Annotated in this window: 11 protein-coding genes; 6 read left to right on the top strand and 5 right to left on the bottom strand. The window is 68.9% G+C overall.

Annotated elements, in window-relative coordinates; genetic code table 11:
- Positions 1-60: 60 nt before the first annotated feature.
- Entirely contained in the window at positions 61-1,308 is a 1,248-nt protein-coding gene (locus tag RJ1_RS21185) for an MlaD family protein (protein ID WP_073363650.1), read from the bottom strand.
- 295 nt (positions 1,309-1,603) lie between these two features.
- Between RJ1_RS21185 and RJ1_RS21180 the strand changes: the two genes are divergently transcribed.
- The 4 genes from RJ1_RS21180 to RJ1_RS21165 are packed head-to-tail and all read left to right on the top strand — an operon-like array spanning position 1,604 to position 5,758.
- The gene (locus RJ1_RS21180; RefSeq protein ID WP_073363761.1) at positions 1,604-3,085 is read left to right on the top strand and encodes a purine-cytosine permease family protein; all 1,482 of its coding nucleotides are present in this window, start codon (positions 1,604-1,606) and stop codon (positions 3,083-3,085) included.
- Between the two features lie 29 nt (positions 3,086-3,114).
- Positions 3,115-3,741, top strand: a complete 627-nt coding sequence (locus RJ1_RS21175; protein ID WP_073363649.1) for a TetR/AcrR family transcriptional regulator — start codon at positions 3,115-3,117, stop codon at positions 3,739-3,741.
- Positions 3,738-4,736 (top strand): nitrilase-related carbon-nitrogen hydrolase, encoded by a 999-nt coding sequence (locus RJ1_RS21170; RefSeq protein WP_073363647.1) that lies wholly within the window; start codon positions 3,738-3,740, stop codon positions 4,734-4,736. The genes RJ1_RS21175 and RJ1_RS21170 overlap by 4 nt, the downstream gene beginning before the upstream one ends.
- Positions 4,733-5,758, top strand: coding sequence for an agmatine deiminase family protein (locus RJ1_RS21165; RefSeq protein ID WP_073363645.1), 1,026 nt, complete (start codon positions 4,733-4,735; stop codon positions 5,756-5,758). The genes RJ1_RS21170 and RJ1_RS21165 overlap by 4 nt, the downstream gene beginning before the upstream one ends.
- On the opposite strand, the gene RJ1_RS21160 is transcribed toward RJ1_RS21165, so the two are convergent.
- On the bottom strand, positions 5,755-6,990 hold the full coding sequence (locus RJ1_RS21160; RefSeq protein ID WP_073363643.1) for an RNA polymerase sigma factor: 1,236 nt from the start codon (positions 6,988-6,990) through the stop codon (positions 5,755-5,757). The genes RJ1_RS21165 and RJ1_RS21160 overlap by 4 nt on opposite strands.
- The gene (locus RJ1_RS21155) at positions 6,990-7,691 is read right to left on the bottom strand and encodes a YciI family protein (protein WP_073363641.1); all 702 of its coding nucleotides are present in this window, start codon (positions 7,689-7,691) and stop codon (positions 6,990-6,992) included. Before RJ1_RS21155 ends, RJ1_RS21160 begins: the two co-directional genes overlap by 1 nt.
- A gap of 219 nt (positions 7,692-7,910) precedes the next feature.
- Here RJ1_RS21155 and RJ1_RS21150 point away from each other — a divergent pair, with 219 nt between their 5' ends.
- Positions 7,911-11,801 (top strand): Pls/PosA family non-ribosomal peptide synthetase, encoded by a 3,891-nt coding sequence (locus RJ1_RS21150; RefSeq protein WP_073363639.1) that lies wholly within the window; start codon positions 7,911-7,913, stop codon positions 11,799-11,801.
- Positions 11,786-13,114: a M1 family metallopeptidase gene (locus RJ1_RS21145; protein WP_240319811.1), complete on the top strand. Its 1,329-nt coding sequence runs from the start codon at positions 11,786-11,788 to the stop codon at positions 13,112-13,114. The genes RJ1_RS21150 and RJ1_RS21145 overlap by 16 nt, the downstream gene beginning before the upstream one ends.
- On the opposite strand, the gene RJ1_RS21140 is transcribed toward RJ1_RS21145, so the two are convergent.
- Entirely contained in the window at positions 13,045-14,382 is a 1,338-nt protein-coding gene (locus RJ1_RS21140; protein WP_073363635.1) for an MFS transporter, read from the bottom strand. The two genes, RJ1_RS21145 and RJ1_RS21140, sit on opposite strands and share 70 nt — an antisense overlap.
- Positions 14,379-15,026 carry a GntR family transcriptional regulator gene (locus RJ1_RS21135; protein ID WP_073363633.1) on the bottom strand — a complete coding sequence of 216 codons (648 nt, stop codon included), beginning with the start codon at positions 15,024-15,026 and terminating at the stop codon, positions 14,379-14,381. The genes RJ1_RS21140 and RJ1_RS21135 overlap by 4 nt, the downstream gene beginning before the upstream one ends.
- Between the last annotated feature and the right edge of the window lie 30 nt (positions 15,027-15,056).

Raw genomic sequence — 15,056 nt, 5'->3', positions numbered from 1 at the left:
CGGCGCGCCGTTGTCAACCCGAAACCCGCAAGGGCCCGGTATCCGGCCCCAGATCTCGCGTCAGTGGGGTGTCACCCCGAGGAGCGGGGCGAGCTGATTCGCAATCGGGTTGAGGTCCAGTCTTTTCGGGTCCTTCTTGGGTTCGGAGTCCCACGGCTGCACGGTGGCGGGGTCTCCGAACACGATCCGGTTCGCACTGCGGACACCGGTGAGACTGCCCTGCGGAGCGTCACAGGACGCCGCGGTGTTCTGTGGGAAGTCCTGCTGCGTGTCGTCGAAGTTCGGGTCCTTCCGCTTCATCTCGGCGAGGATCGCCTGGGTGCCCTCGTAACCGACGGTGCACGACGGGGGGTTGTTCGTCTCGGCCACCAGGCCGAGGTGGACGGTCCCGTCGTCGGGCGCGATGGTCGACGACGCCGCCGCCACCCCCGGCAGATACACGAACAGCGTCTGCAGGGCGGCGGCCTGCAGACGGATCGCCTTCGCGGCGGCGGACAGGGTGGCGAGGTTCGCGGTGGTTCCCGGTCCGATCTCCGAGACGAGCTGTCCCAGTTGCCCACTCGCAGAGTTTCCGTTGTCGATCAGCTGCCGCACATCCGGATCGCTGGTGCGCAGCCGATCCGCGAGCGAGTCCAGGTCCGCGCTGAAATTCTCGATCGCCGAGGACTGTTCGGACTGCGTGTTCAGCACAGTCCGACTGTCGCGCACCAAATCCACCGTGCGATCGAGTGATTCGGTGCCCGACGCCGACAGCCCGGACAACGAGTCGGCCAGCGACTGGAGGTCCTGACCCTTACCGTCGAATGCCGCACCGAGTTCCGTCACTACCGTCTGGAGCGCATCGATCGGCACCGATTGCGTCAATCCCTGCGTGCTGGCAAGCAATTCTTCGACGGGTACGGGTGTCTCGGCATCGGCCGCGGCGATGCGGGATCCGTTCGCCAGGAACGGCCCGCGGTCGGTGTCGGGCCGGAGGTCGACGTACTGCTCGCCGATCGCCGACCTGTTCGCCACAACGGCTTTCGCGGACGCGGGAACGTCGGGCGCATTCTTTTCGATCTTCAATTCGACGACGACGCCGTCCGCGGTCAGGTACATGTTTCCGACGCGCCCCACCGGCACGCCGCGGTACGTCACTTCCGCGTTGGTGAAGACGCCACCCGACGTCTCCAACTCGAGGTTCACGGTGTATTCGCCGAACCCGAGGAGGTTGTCGAGGCGCACGTAGTTGGCACCGACGTAGACGAGTCCCGCCAGGGCCACGAGGACGAAGCCGATCAGCTGCCACCGGACGAGCGGCGACCTCACTGCTTGCCCTCGGCACCGGGTCGACCGAACGCCGTTCCCGGTGCGATGAGCCTGCGCGGGCTCGCGAGACGGCGGCTGAACTCGGCGGTAGTCACGGGCACTCCGATGGGTGAGAGATACATGAAACAATGGGTCACACATATATCTGGTCCGGGGCCCGTAGCAGCGCAAACTCCTCACCACCCGAGGTGGTGGACATCACTCGACGGTCTTGACTGAATTTTCAGTTTGGAATAGGTTCGGTACTCAACAGGACGTGATGCCGGTCACCTCCGCCGCAGAAGTGAGGTCCGCAGTGTCCACGAATCTCGACCCGACAACGCCTCTCGACGACCCCGCTCCCTCCCCGCCCGAGGACCGATTCGGGCACGTCGAAACGATCGGCGTGGAGTACATCCCCGAATCCGAGCGTGATTCGCGACCGCTCAACATGCTCGCGGTGTTCTTCGGCGGCAATCTGGCGTTCTCGGTGATCGTGTTCGGCTGGCTCCCCATCACGTTCGGTCTCGGCTTCGGCAGCGCGATCGCCGCCAGCGCCGTCGGCATCGGACTCGGCACGCTCCTCATCGGTCCGCTGTCGCTCCTCGGCCCGCGCACCGGCACGAACAACACCGTGTCGAGTGGTGCGCACTTCGGAGTCAGCGGGCGGATGATCGGCTCCGGCCTCACCCTCCTGTTCGCCCTCGCGTATGCCGCGATCGCGGTCTGGACCTCGGGTGATGCGCTGATCGCCGCCGCGCACCGACTGCTCGGCACCCCGATCGACAACGGCATGCTCGCCCTCGGTTACGGCATCATCGCCGCCGAGATCGTGGCCGTCGCGCTGTTCGGTCACGGCACGGTGGTCGCGCTCCAGAAGTTCGTGCTGCCCGTCGTCGCGGTCCTGCTCCTACTCGGAGTGTTCGCGTTCGGCGGGCGCTTCGACGGCGGGGCCGGAGGCGGCGACTATCTGCTCGGCGGGTTCTGGCCCACCTGGATCCTGGCCGTGGTCCTGGCCGTCGGCGGCCCGCTGTCGTACGCCCCCACGCTGGGCGACTACAGCAGGCGGATCTCCCGGGTGCGGTTCAGCGACCGTTCGATCGTCGCGGCCACCATGGCCGGCATCTTCTTCGGACTGTTCCTGACCGCGGCGTTCGGGTCGTTCACCGCCTCGACGTTCACCACGCTCAGCGACTCGTACGTCGCCGACCTGGTCGCGGAGGCACCCGGCTGGTACGTGCTGCCGATCGTCCTCGTCGCCCTCGCGGGTGGCCTCGGCCAGGGCGTCCTCAACGTCTACGCCAGCGGGCTCGACCTGGAGGCGCTGATCCCCCGGTTGCGACGCGTCCACACCACCCTGATCACGTCTGCGCTCGCCGTGGCACTGCTCTACATCGGTGTTTTCGTCGTCGACGCCGTCGATTCCATCACCGCGATGACCCTGGTGCTCAACGGTTTCGCGGCACCGTGGGTGGCGATCAACGTGGTCGGCTTCCTGGTGGCGAGGCGCGGGGAGTACGACCCCGTCGATCTTCAGGTCTTCAACCTGGGCCGGAAGGGCGGGCGGTACTGGTTCACCCGCGGCTGGAATCTGCGCGCCGTCGTCCCCTGGGCAGCCGGATCGGTGTTCGGCGTTCTCGCCGTCGACACGTCGCTGTACTCCGGCCCCCTTGCCGACCTCGCGCACGGTGTCGATGTCAGTCTTGTCGGATCGTCGGCCATCGCCGTGGCCGGCTACCTCGTCGCGCTGCGACTGTGGCCCGAACATGTGGCCCCGGTCGAGGCGCCGACGTCCTAGGACGACACGAACCGAAGGGAGATTCACCGATGAGCGAGCGACGAGATGCGATTCTGAAGGCCAGCGCCACGGCCATCGCACAACGAGGCATCCGCGGACTGCGGGTCAACGATGTCGCGGAAGTCGCCGGCGTGTCGCCGGGCCTCCTGTACTACCACTTCAAGGATCGCATCGGCCTCCTCGAAGCGGCCCTGAACTACATCAACGACCGCGCCCGCGCCTACCGCAGCGAGGGGGAGGGATCGAGCGACTCCGCCCGCGACCGGCTCACCCGCTCCCTCCTCGGGGAGATCCAGGACCGCCCCGAGGTGGTGGAGAACTCGTTGGCCTGGAACGAATTACGCGCCGCCGCGGTATACGAGGAGGCACTGCGGGAACCGCTCGCCCGCACCACCGCGGCCTGGGTCGCCGAGATCGCCGACGCGATCGGGCAGGCGCAGGCCACCGGCGAGATCTCCCCCTCGCTCGACCCCCGGCGCACCGCGGTCACGATGACCGCCCTCGTCGAGGGACTGTCCGGGCGGTGGCTCTGCAAGGAGATCACCACCGAGGACGCCCACTCCCACCTGCTCGGCGCGATCGACGTCGTGATGTCCGAGTCCCCCCACCGCACCACCGAGACCCCCGCCCCATCCAGACCGAAGGAACAACGATGACCATTCGCACGATCACCGCACTGCCGGCGCCCTCCTCCCCGGCACGCTCCGCAGCATCCGCGCGCACTCCGCTGCGGGTCGGGTTGGTGCAGCACCGCTGGCAGGCCGATGCAGACGCACTGCGCACCGGGTTGACCGACGCGATCGGCGCGGCGGCAGCACTCGGCGCGGCGGTGGTGTTCCTGCCGGAACTCACGCTGTCGAAGTACCCGGCCGACGTCCGCGCAACCGGTACACCCGGTCGCGACGCCGAGGACCTGACGTCCGGACCCACCTACCAATTCGCGGCCGCCGCCGCTGCCCGTCACCAGGTCTGCGTCCACGCCTCGCTCTACGAGAAGGCCGACGGTCCGGACGGTCTCGGTTTCAACACCGCCATCCTCGTGGCCCCGTCCGGGGAACTGCTCTCCCGGACACGCAAGCTGCACATCCCCGTCAGCGCCGGCTACTACGAGGACACCTACTTCCGCGGCGGTCCCGCCGACGACGCCTACCCCGTCTACCGGCCGGCCGAACTGGGCGGCGCCGCCATCGGGCTACCGACCTGCTGGGACGAGTGGTTCCCCGAGGTGTCCCGGATGTACTCGCTCGGCGGCGCGGAAATCCTGGTCTACCCCACCGCGATCGGGTCGGAACCGAGCTTCCCCGCGTTCGACACGCAACCGATCTGGCAGCACGTGATCGTCGGAAACGGCATCGCCAGTGGCACATTCATGGTCGTCCCGAACCGCTGCGGCAACGAGGGCGGCATCGACTTCTACGGCTCCTCGTTCATCTCCGACCCGTACGGCCGTGTGCTGGTGTCCGCGCCCCGCGACGAAGAGGCGGTCCTGCTGGCCGATCTCGACCTGGATCAGCGCAAGGACTGGCTCGATCTCTTCCCGTTCCTGACCACCCGCAGGCCCGACACGTACGCCCGGCTCAGGGACGCCGTCGACCACGAACACCCCTACGGACTTCCGACGACGGTCGCCGCCGCGGAGACCCGGTCATGACCTGGCGGATGCCCAGCGAGACGGAACCGCAGGAGCGGGTGTGGATGGCGTTCCCGCCCCTCGGGGCGTCGATGACCGCAACCGCAGCCGACGCCCACGAGGCGCGAACCGCGTGGACGGCCGTCGCCCACACGATCGCCGAATTCGAACCGGTCACGATGGTCGTCGATCCGGCAGACCGGAACACCGCGCGGCAGTACCTGTCCTCGGACGTCGACGTGGTCGAGGCTCCCCTCGACGACGCCTGGATGCGCGACATCGGTCCCACGTTCGTCCTGGACGACGAGGACCGCCTCGGTGCCGTGGACTGGACGTTCAACGGCTGGGGACAGCAGGACTGGGCAAGCTGGGACCACGACCGGTCGATCGGCGCGGCCGTCACGGCGTGGTCCGGGGCCCGGCCGGTGCCGTCGTCGATGGTCAACGAGGGTGGCGGAATTCAGGTGGACGGGCGCGGAACCGTACTCGTCACCGAGACCGTGCAACTCGACCCGTTGCGCAACCCGGAACTGGATGCGGCGGGCGTCGAGGCCGAACTCGCGCGCACGATCGGCGCCGAGCACGTCGTATGGCTTCCTCGCGGACTGACGCGGGACTCCGAGAAGTTCGGCACCAGGGGACACGTCGACATCGTCGCGGCGCTGCCTGCGCCCGGGGTGGCTCTGCTGCACTCCCAGCGCGACCGATCCCACCCCGATCACGAGGTCACCGACGAGATCCAGAAGGTGCTGGCCGACAGCCGCGACCGGTCCGGTGCGCCGTGGACGATCGTCGAGGTGCCTGCCCCGACGGTCCTGCGCGACGACGAGGGCTGGGTCGACTACAGCTACATCAACCATCTCGTCGTCAACGGCGGCGTCATCGCGTGCGGCTTCGACGACCCCCACGATTCCCTCGCCCGCGACATCCTGTCCAGTGTCTACCCCGGCCGCCGCGTCGTCACGGTGGATGCGCGGCAGATCTTCGCCCGGGGCGGCGGCATCCACTGCATCACCCAGCACCAGCCGCGCGGGCGGATCTAGGAGGCACTGTTCGCCGGGTCCACTTCCGCGAGCCTCCTCGCGAGGAAACGGCGGGTCGGTTCGTTCGCCGCCAGCCCGATCGCGGCGCGGTACTCCACCGTCGACTCGGCGGTCCGGCCTGCTCTGCGCAGCAGATCGGCACGGGTGGCGTGCAGGGTGTGCGTCCGCGCCAGCCTCGGGTTGCCGGCGAGCGCGTCCAACTCTGCGAGACCGGCGTCGGGGCCGTCTCGGAATCCCACCGCGACAGCGCGGTTGAGGCGGACTGCGGGCGAGTCACCGTACGTGCCGAGTTCGTCGTATCCGGCGACGACGGCGTCCCAATCGGTGGCCGCCCAGTTCGGTGCGGTCGCGTGGGCGGACGCGATCGCGGCCTGCGCGCCGTAGGGTCCGCCTCCCCTGCGCCGCGCGGCCCGCAGGCAGACGACGCCTTCGGCGATCTTCGTCCGGTCCCATCGCCGACGGTCCTGGTCCTCGAGGGAGACGAGATCGCCGGCGTCGTCGGTGCGCTGGGCGCGCCTGCTGTCGTGGAACAGCATGAGCGCCATCAGCGCCCACGCCTCCCCCTCGTCCGGCATCAGCTCGCACAGCAGCCTGCCGAGCCGCAGCGCCTCGTCGCAGAGTTCGTCCCGGATCGCGGTGTCGCCGGCCGTGGCCGAGTAACCCTCGGTGAACACCAGGTAGATGCAGGCGAGCACCTGCGGGGTGCGCTCGGGCAGCAGATGGTCGGGCGGGACCCGGAACGGGATACCGGCTGTCCGGATCTTCGACTTGGCGCGGGTCAGTCGCTGGGACACGGTCGGTTCCGGGGCGAGAAGCAACCGGGCGATCTCCGCGGGCCGCAGTCCGGCCACCAGCCGGAGAGTCAACGCGACCTGCGACTCCGGGGACAGCGCGGGGTGGCAGCACGTGAACATGAGCCGCAACTGGTCGTCACGCACCGGCCACACCTCTTCCAGGTCCGGAGGCGGAACGAGCCGCGCCGCGTCGTGCTCCTTGTCGCCGCGCAACGACTCCCGGCGCAACCGGTCCAGCGCCCGGTTGCGGGCAACGGTCGTGATCCAGGCTCCCGGGTTCCGCGGCAGACCCGAATCCGGCCAGCTGCGGATCGCCTCGGCGAACGCGTCCTGCACCGCATCTTCCGCGAGGGACAGGTCGCCGACCATCCGTGCCACGGTGGCCAGCGCCCGACCGGACTCGTCCCGGAAGACGCGGCTCAGCGTGTCGCCGTCCATTACTCGGCGTAGCCGACGATCTGCCGGAGTTCGATGCAGCCTTTCGGCGTCACCGGGATCTTCGCCGACAACGCGATCGCACTCTCCCGGTCGTCGGCAGCCAGCACGTACAGACCGTTCGCGACCTCGGCTGTCTCGGCGAAGGGGCCGTCGGTGAGCAGAAGTTCCCCGTCGCGAACGCGGATCGTCGTCGCGGAGTCCGGCGGATAGAGGGCTCCGCCGCCACGCACCGCGGCCCCGGCGAGCCGACCGAACTTCTCGTGCTCGGCCATTCCCTCGTCCCACTGGGGTGTGCCCGGCGCCACCGCCGCCGCCACCGGTTCGCGGAGCAGCGCCATCCAGCAACCTTTCTGATCGGTCACGGGCATCCACTCGAACATCGGCCACAACTCGATGATCGCCTCGGGGATGTGCCGCGCGACAGTGAGCACCTCGTCCAGGTCCGGTCCCTCGAGGACGTAGAAACCGCCGACCACCTCCGCGGTCTCCGCGAACGGACCGTCCGTGATCAGCGCGCGGCCGTCCTCGTTCCGGATGGTCGCCGCCTCCGCGCTCGGATACAGCGCACCACCTCCGACGATCGCGGAGCCCGCACTCTCCGTGAACGCCTCGTGGCGCGCAACGGCCACCGCGAACTCCGGACTGTCCGGTGCCCATTCGGTGGCGTTCTTCTCGTCCGCCAGCAATGCCAGGTAGTACATGAGGTCATCCTTCCTCGAAAAGAAGGAACTCGGGTGCTCCTTCTGACCAGACGACGAAGAAGTCGGAGGAACTTCGACATGTGCGGCGCGAAACATGCGAACTGCGGGTGAAGAATGGTCGAAGAAGCCCTACGCACCACCAACTGTTCACCATCTGGTCACTTGATCGTGAGATAACGAGCCGTACGCACCACCACCGCTCAGAGAAGGAATCCTGGATTGTCTCTCCAGTCGCCGACGGATTCGGACCTGTCGCTCCGTATACCCCGGGAATTCCTCCGCCGCGAATTCGCGCCGGCGCCGCGCACCCTCGTCGACATCCTGGTCGCCACTGCCGAGGCGAACCCCGAAGCCCCGGCGGTCGACGACGGTACGACGTCGCTGACGTACCGCGAACTGCTCGAGGAGATCCGGCAGACCGCCGAGGTCCTCGCCGAATCGGGCGTCGGGGCCGGCGATCGTGTCGGTATCCGCATGCCCTCGGGGTCCTGCTCGTTGTATGTCGCGATCCTGGCGACGCTCGCCGTCGGCGCCGCGTACGTACCGGTCGACGCGGACGACCCCGAGGAACGCGCCGAACTCGTGTTCGGTGAGGCGCAGGTGCGGTGCGTGGTGACCGGCACGGGCATCTCCTCGGGCACCGCCCCGGAGAGGGAAGAGTCGCCGAGCGCCCGTCCGCCGACCGTCGACGACGACGCCTGGATCATCTTCACCTCCGGGTCCACCGGCACCCCCAAGGGCGTGGCCGTGAACCATCGCAACGCAGCGGCCTTCGTGGACGCCGAGGCCCGGATGTTCCTGCAGGAAGACCCGATCCGGCCCGGAGACCGGGTGCTGGCCGGACTGTCGGTGGCGTTCGACGCGTCCTGCGAGGAGATGTGGCTCGCGTGGCGTCACGGTGCCTGCCTCGTTCCCGCGCCCCGGTCCCTGGTACGCAGCGGTATGGACCTCGGACCGTGGCTCGTCGCACGCGACGTCAGCATCGTCTCGACTGTGCCGACCCTGGCGTCGCTGTGGCCTGCCGAAGCGCTCGAGGCGGTGCGACTGCTGATCTTCGGCGGCGAGGCCTGCCCACCCGAACTGGCGGAGCGGCTCGCCGTCGACGGGCGCGAGGTGTGGAACACGTACGGGCCCACCGAAGCGACGGTCGTGGCCTGCGGCGCGCTGATGGACGGCAAGAGTCCGGTCAGCATCGGCCTCCCGCTGGACGGCTGGGATCTCGCAGTGGTCGACGCGGCCGGGGAACCCGTGCCCGAGGGCGAGGTGGGCGAACTGGTGATCGGCGGTGTCGGCCTGGCCCGGTACCTCGACCCGGCGAAGGACGCCGAGAAGTACGCCCCGATGCCGACGCTCGGCTGGGATCGCGCCTACCGCAGCGGCGACCTCGTCCGCCTGGACCGCAGCGGACTCCTCTTCCAGGGTCGCGCGGACGATCAGGTGAAACTCGGTGGCAGGCGGATCGAACTGGGCGAGGTAGACAACGCCCTGCAGAACCTTCCCGGCGTCGGCGGCGCGGCCGCGGCCGTACGCAGGACCGGTGCCGGTCACCAGGTCCTCGTCGGCTACCTGGCCAGTACCAACCCCGACTTCGACCTCAAGGCGGCGCACGCCGCGCTCACCGGGCAACTCCCCGCGGCGCTGGTCCCGCGGCTGGTGCTGGTCGACGAACTCCCCACCCGAACGTCGGGGAAGGTCGACCGCAACGCACTCCCCTGGCCTCCGCCGGGTGTCGACGACGCCGCGGAGAAATTGGGTCTCGAGGGCACGCAGGCGTGGGTCGCCGGGTTGTGGACGTCGATTCTCGGCGCCGAGATCACGGGGTCCGACGACGACTTCTTCGAACTCGGCGGCGGATCGCTGTCCGCCGCCCAGCTGGTCACGGCGCTGCGCGAACGGTTCCCCGAGGTGACGGTCGCCCAGCTCTACGACCATCCACGGCTCGGTTCACTCGCCGAATACCTCGACGAGCTGGCGCCGATCGACGCCGCCGAACCCCGCGAGGTCACCCCGACTCCGCGGCGAAGCCAGCTCGCGCAGATCGCGGCGACCGTTCCGCTCACCACCCTCACCGGCCTGCAGTGGGTCACGTGGCTGGCGATCGCGAACAACGCCTTCTCGTGGTTCGCGGCCGTGCCGTGGGCGCCGACGGTGTCGTGGTTGTGGATTCTGCTCGCCTTCTTCGCGTTCATCAGCCCGGTCGGCCGGATGGCGATCTCGGTGATCGGCTCACGGATCCTGCTGCGCGGACTCGAGCCGGGAACGTATCCCCGAGGGGGCAGCGAACACGTGCGACTGTGGGTGGCACTGCGCCTCACCGAGGCCAGCGGCGCCGCGAACCTGTCCGGCGCCCCGTGGATGCTCTACTACGCGCGGGCGCTCGGCGCCACGGTCGGCAAGGGTGTGGACCTGCACACGCTGCCACCGGTCACCGGCATGCTCGAACTCGGCGAAGGCTGCTCGGTCGAACCCGAGGTCGATCTGTCCGGGCACTGGGTCGACGGCGACGTCGTCCACATCGGCGAGATCAAAATCGGTCCCGGCGCCTCGGTGGGCGCGCGGTCGACACTGCTGCCCGGCGCCACCATCGGGCGTAACGCCGAAGTCGAGGCCGGTTCCGCCGTGTTCGGACGGGTCAAGGCCAATCAGCACTGGGCCGGTTCGCCCGCGGTCAAGGTGGGCAAGGCCGTCCACCCGTGGCCGGAGGAGACGCCGCGGCGCGCGTCGTACTGGGTTCCCGTGTTCGGTGTGACGTCGATGCTCATCGCCGGGCTGCCGATCTTCGCGCTCGTCGCCGGAATCGTGGTGATCGGGTGGTGGATCCGCAGCGCAGGCACGCTCGGGTCCGCAGTACTCCAGTCCGTGGTGATCCTGCCCGTCGCGACGCTCGTCAGCCTCGCCGTGTTCGCCGTCCTGACGGTCGTGTCCGTTCGGCTGCTGTCCATCGGACTGCATGAGGGGTATCACCCGGTGCGCAGTCGCATCGGCTGGCAGGTGTGGGCCACCGAACGACTGATGGACTCCGCCCGCACCTTCCTGTTCCCGCTGTACGCGAGCCTGCTGACGCCGGGATGGCTGCGGTTGCTCGGCGCCCGGATCGGCAAGAACGTGGAAGCGTCGACCGTCCTCATGCTGCCGAAGTTCACCACCGTGGCCGACGGCGCGTTTCTCGCCGACGACACGATGATCGCGAGCTACGGACTCGGCGGCGGCTGGATGCACATCGAACACGCGAAGATCGGCAAGCGCGCCTTCCTCGGCAACTCCGGGATGACCGGTCCCGGTCGGCGGGTTCCCAAGAACGGACTCGTCGCGGTGCTCTCGGCCACTCCGTCGAAGGCGAAATCCGGTTCCTCCTGGCTGGGCAGTCCCCCGGTCCGCCTCCGCCGTGCGCCCGGCGACACCGACGCGAGCCGCACGTTCCGTCCGCCGTTCCGGCTCAAGGTCGCTCGCGCCGTCGTCGAAACGTGCCGCCTCATTCCGGTGATCGTGACGTTCGGGATCGGCCTCGGCGTGTTGTTCGCGCTGGAGGTGATGACCGACCTCGTCGGTTTCTGGCTCGCGGCGCTCACCAGCGGGATCGTCCTCCTCGTCGCGGGTGCGGTCGCCGGGCTGATCTCCGTGATCGCGAAATGGCTGGTGGTGGGACGGATCGGGAAGATCGAGCATCCGCTGTGGAGTTCGTTCGTGTGGCGGAACGAGGTGTCGGACGCTTTCGTGGAGACCGTCGCCGCGCCCTGGTTCGCGCGCGCCGCCACCGGCACCGCCGTACTCAACGTGTGGTTGCGGGGCCTCGGCGCCACCATCGGCAAGGGTGTGTGGTGTGAAACCTACTGGCTCCCCGAGGCCGATCTCGTGACGCTGGGCGACGGCGCGACCGTGGAACGGGGGTGCGTCGTGCAGACTCACCTGTTCCATGATCGGATCATGTCCATGGACACCGTCATCCTCGGAGCCGGCGCCACCCTCGGCCCGCACTGTGTCGCGCTGCCCGCCGCCCGGATCGGCGAAGGCGCCACGGTCGGTCCGGCCTCCCTCGTCATGCGCGGCGACACGGTGCCGCCGTCCACGCGGTGGCAGGGCAACCCGATCGCCCCGTGGCCGGGCACGTGAAGCCCGGCAAGGGGATCGACGAACCGGTCGATCCGTACCTCCCCCAGAACGGCAACCGCGGATACCGGGTGTCGCGGTACGACCTCGAACTCGCGTACAAGGTCCACAGCAACCGCTTGGCAGGAAAGGCCACGATCACCGCGGTGACCACCGAGGCACGGTCCCGGTTCGCCCTGGACCTGGCGTCCAACCTGCACGTGACGAAGGTCGCGGCCAACGGTTCCCGCAACACGAAGTGGCTGCACCGGAACGGCAAGCTGATCATCACGCCCGCCCAGAAGATCCCGGCGGGTGGCGCCCTGGTGCTCACCGTTCAATACGGGGGTTCCCCGAAACCGATCCGCAGCATGTGGGGCGAGGTCGGCTGGGAGGAACTGTCGGAAGGAGCGCTCGTCGCGAGCCAGCCCAACGGGGCGGCGTCCTGGTTTCCCTGCGACGACCATCCGAGTTCGAAGGCTAGTTACCGCATCGCGATCACCACCGATTCGCCGTACTACACCGTGGCCAACGGGGCCCTGGTCGGCAAGCAGACCCGGGCCAGTCAAACGACGTGGGTCTACGAGCAGACCGAGCCGATGCCGAGTTACCTGGCCACCATCCAGATCGGACCGTACGAACGCCGCAGCTTCGCGTCGGGGAGTGTTCCGATGTTCGCCGTCCACCCGCCGCGACTGCGTGCGTCGTTCGACGTGGACTTCGGCCGCCAGCCTCAGATGATGGACGTGTTCGGCCGGTTGTTCGGCCCCTACCCGTTCGCCGACTACACGGTGGTCGTGACCGACGACGAGTTGGAGATCCCGCTCGAGGCGCAGGGGCTGTCGATCTTCGGCGCCAACCATTGCACCGGGCGGCGCTGGTCCGAACGACTGGTGGCGCACGAACTCGCCCACCAGTGGTTCGGCAACAGCCTGACGCTCGGCCAGTGGCGGGACATCTGGTTGCACGAGGGATTCGCCTGTTACGCGGAGTGGATCTGGTCGGAGAACTCCGGTGGGCCGTCGGCGCACCGACTCGCAGTCCAGGCGCATCAGGGCTTGGCCCGGAAACCGCAGGATCTGGTGATCGCCGATCCGGGACCGCAGTTGATGTTCGACGACCGCGTCTACAAGCGCGGCGCTCTCACACTTCACGCATTACGACGCCGGCTCGGCGACGACAAGTTCTTCGCGTTGCTGCGGCAGTGGACGCTGGTCCATCGCCACTCCACGGTCACGAGTGAGCAGTTCACCGACCTGGCAACCCACTACACCGACGAACCACTGCGCCGGCTGTGGGATTCCTGGCTCGGGGAGAAGACGCTGCCACCGATGTGATCTGCCGTCACCTCCGAGTTCGGGAGGTACGACCGCCACTTGGTGAGTGCCAGCGCGAGGCATCCCGCGGCCGCGACCGCGCCGAAGACGAACATTCTCGGATACGTCACCGCCGGGAACGTCTCGGACAGGTATGCCATCACGACGGGCGTCCCGAATCCCAGATACGTCAGCGAGTAGAAGACCGCGGTGAGTCCGGCGAGGTCGTCCGGTCCCGCGATCCGCTGGATCTCCTGCAGTCCCGACACCATGGCCATGCCGTATCCGCAGCCGAGCACGACGGCGGCGACGAGCGCGAGCGGAACGGTCAGCGCGGACGCCGCGACGACGGCCGCGACCATTCCGGCGAGGACGAAGACGAGCGACACCACGACGGCGCGCGCGTTGCGGGGCGTGTCGATCTTGCGACCGAGTGCCTGGATGGCGAAGCCCGCCCCGAGGCCGACCATGCACATGAGCGCGGAGAACGCGAGAGGCAGCCCACCGGTGTGGCCGGACATCAGCGACGGCAGCACCGCGTAGGCGGCGGCCGCCGTCCCGAACACCCACGGTGCGAGCGGCGCGATCACGAAGAGAAACCGCTTGTGGGAGGCGGACGGGATCGCGAGGTCGCGGACGAGGGAGACTCGTTCGGACACGGGCTGGGCCGTGCGGGTCTCGGGGGCCCGCCACAGCGCGACCGCAGCAGCGATGGCGATCGCGCCGTGCACGGCGTAGGACAGCACGCTCGGCAGCGGCGCCCACTGGGCGAGAACACCGGCGACGCCCGCGCCGAGACCGAATCCGCCGGTCAGGCTCATCGCTGCCCGGCGTGCGCCGGCGCCGTCGGTGGCGGCGGGATCCCACGGCGCGGTCGACAGTTCCTTCACCCAGCTGCCGCCGACGGCCATGCCGAGCCCGAGCGCGACGCCGCACAGGATGCGTCCCACGATCAGCAGGGCCGCCGAGTCGGAGCCGAACGCGAGCAGCATCGACCCGACGATCGTCAGAACGGGGGCGGGCAGCAGGATCGGACGCCGCCCGAGGCGGTCGGACAACGGCCCGCCGAGCAGCAGTGCGGGGACGATCCCCAGCACGTACGCGAACAGGAACAGGTCGACGGTCACCGCCGAGAAGCCGTGGTCCGTGCGGTACATCCCGAGCAGCGGGGTGAATTCGTTGCCGCCCCACGCCACCGCGAACATCGTCGCGGCCACCAGCATCCAGTGCCGCGGCGACGACACCGGCTCGACGGCAGTGTCCGCGGGGTTGTCCCGGACGACGGTCATCGCGCGACTCCTCTCGGATTGAGTGCGTGGACCTGCCGCATGTGGACGAGCACCGCGGCGTCGAACCCGGCGGCGTCACCCGCTTCGACGAGCTCGGTCAAGTTCTCGTGGTCGGCGATGATCCGGGGCAGTTGGCCCGGATCGCGGGTGATCGAGTGGGCCGTCATCCGGCGCTGCCGTTCACGGATGCTGGAGTAGAACGTTGCGAGCAGCGGGTTCTCCCCGGCCTCGACGATCATCCGATGGAAGTCGGCGTCCGCGGCGCTGAACGCGGCGACGTCACCTCGCTCCGCGATCTCCTGCTGCTCCACGAGGTTCTCGCGGAGGCGCGCAACGAGCAGTTCGCGGGTGCGGGGCTGGTCGGCGAGCAGCCGGACGCTGTGCGTCTCGACGAGTTGCCGGGCGTCGACCACGTGTTCCGCCTCGCCGTCCGCGACGGGCACGATCAGGGCGCCGCGCTTCGGGTACAGCCGCATCCAACCCTCGGCCTCGAGCCGGAGGAAGGCCTCGCGCACGGGGGTGCGGCTCAGGCCCATCCGTCCGGCGATCTCGCCCTCGCTGATCAGTTCACCGCCGGGCAGACCGCCCGACAGGATGAGCTCCTTGACCTCGCGGTAGGCCTGCTCCGCGGCGGAATACAACATAGACACAAGATGTATTTATACCCGAGTGCC

Origin of the sequence: Rhodococcus jostii NBRC 16295 (genome assembly GCF_001894825.1) — a bacterium.
Classification (GTDB): domain Bacteria; phylum Actinomycetota; class Actinomycetes; order Mycobacteriales; family Mycobacteriaceae; genus Rhodococcus_F; species Rhodococcus_F jostii.
Note: the sequence above shows the minus strand (reverse complement) of the source record. Positions and strands in the feature narration are given on the sequence as shown.

Coding starts and splice junctions, on each gene's coding strand:
- RJ1_RS21170 (WP_073363647.1), top strand. CDS start 3,738: ATGACCATTCGCACGATCACCGCACTGCCGGCGCCCTCCTCCCCGGCA.
- RJ1_RS21175 (WP_073363649.1), top strand. CDS start 3,115: ATGAGCGAGCGACGAGATGCGATTCTGAAGGCCAGCGCCACGGCCATC.
- RJ1_RS21165 (WP_073363645.1), top strand. CDS start 4,733: ATGACCTGGCGGATGCCCAGCGAGACGGAACCGCAGGAGCGGGTGTGG.
- RJ1_RS21135 (WP_073363633.1), bottom strand. CDS start 15,026: ATGTTGTATTCCGCCGCGGAGCAGGCCTACCGCGAGGTCAAGGAGCTC.
- RJ1_RS21155 (WP_073363641.1), bottom strand. CDS start 7,691: ATGTACTACCTGGCATTGCTGGCGGACGAGAAGAACGCCACCGAATGG.
- RJ1_RS21140 (WP_073363635.1), bottom strand. CDS start 14,382: ATGACCGTCGTCCGGGACAACCCCGCGGACACTGCCGTCGAGCCGGTG.
- RJ1_RS21160 (WP_073363643.1), bottom strand. CDS start 6,990: ATGGACGGCGACACGCTGAGCCGCGTCTTCCGGGACGAGTCCGGTCGG.